Source organism: Bradyrhizobium sp., from assembly GCF_049691595.1.
Classification (GTDB): domain Bacteria; phylum Pseudomonadota; class Alphaproteobacteria; order Rhizobiales; family Xanthobacteraceae; genus Bradyrhizobium.
The window spans coordinates 1-1,581 of the sequence record NZ_JBAVNZ010000607.1 but is presented as its reverse complement, the minus strand read 5'-3'; the positions used below and the strand labels follow the sequence as shown (position 1 = coordinate 1,581).

1 protein-coding gene is annotated in these 1,581 nt (G+C 62.9%); it reads right to left on the bottom strand.

Annotated features, from left to right (window positions below; translation table 11 throughout):
* Positions 1-1,581, bottom strand: a 1,581-nt coding sequence (locus WCE35_RS24325) for a molybdopterin-dependent oxidoreductase (RefSeq protein WP_424595859.1), incomplete at both ends; no start/stop codon positions are given.

The window sequence follows — 1,581 nt, the reverse complement described above, 5'->3', positions numbered from 1 at the left end:
TGCGCGAAGCCGTCGAGGTAATGCGAGGTGCGAAAATCCGGCTGAACGTCGCGCCACAGGTCCGCTTCCAGGGTTTCGATATCGCCATGGCCGCTCTTCTTCAGCGTCGCGTCGATCAGTTCGCGCGACGACATTTCGAACCCCGGGTGAACAACATTGAGGCGGCGGCCGAGACCCTGCAACACCTCATGATTTGACCGGCATTCGCCGGGCGGATCGATCAGCTTGGCGCCGACTGAAATATGCTGGTGGCCTCCGCCGTAATAGAGATCATCATGCTCCATGAACATGGTCGCGGGCAGCACGATATCAGCCATCTGTGCCGTCTCGGTCATGAACTGCTCGTGCACCGCCATGAACAGGTCTTCGCGCGCAAAACCCTGGCGCACCAGCGCCTGCTCCGGCGCCACCGTCATCGGATTGGTGTTCTGGATCAGCATTGCCTTGACCGGCGGTCCGCCTGCCAAGGCTTCAGGGTCGCCGGTCAGGATACGCCCGATCCTGGACTGATCGAGCACGCGGGTCGTGCGATCGATCGCATCGTGGCCCTCGATAATGGATTCATCGAATTGCCAGATCGCGAAATTGTTGAAGAACGCGCCACCGCCTTCGTATTGCCAGGCGCCGGTCACCGCCGGGATGCACAGCGCCGCATGCATCTGCGCCGCGCCATTGCGGCTGCGGGTAAAACCGTAGCCGAGCCGGAAGAACGAACGCCTGGTCTGACCGATCAGGCGGGCGAAAGCCTCGATCTCCTCCACCGGCACGCCCGATATCGACGACGCCCATTGCGGCGTGCGCGTCGCAAGATGCGCTTCCAGCTCGTTCGGGCAATCGGTGTAGCGATCCATATAGGCCCGATCCGCGTAGCCTTCGCGGAACAGAACATGCATGACGCCGCAGGCGAAAGCGCCGTCGGTGCCGGGCCGCAGGATGATCTTGATGTCAGCCTGCTTCATGGTGTCGTTGTTGTAGATATCGATCGCCGCGATCCTGGCGCCGCGCTCCTTGCGGGCGCGCATCGCATGCGTCATCACGTTGACCTGGGTATTCACGGGATTGGTGCCCCAGATCACGACCAGGTCGGAGACGCCCATCTCGCGCGGATCGACGCCGGCGATCTTGCCGGTGCCGATGGCGAATCCGATACGCGCTATGTTCGCGCAGATCGTCGAGTAGAAGCGCGAATATTTCTTCACATGGGCCAGGCGATTGATGCCATCGCGCATCACCAGCCCCATGGTGCCCGCATAGTAATAGGGCCAGACCGATTCAGCGCCGAAGTCGCGTTCAGCCTGATCGAACCGCGCCGCAATCTCGTCCAGCGCCTCGTCCCAGGAGATCCGCGCGAACTGGCCGGAGCCTTTCGGCCCGGTCCGGCGCATCGGGTGTATCAGCCTGTCGGGATGATGGATGCGCTCGGCATAGCGCGCGACCTTGGCACACACCACGCCCGCGGTGTAGGTCTGCACCTTGGAGCCGCGCACCCGACCGATGCCGCGGCCGTCGATCACCTCGATATCGAGCGCGCAGGCCGATGGGCAGTCGTGCGGACAGGTGGAATGCCGGATGTCGATCCTG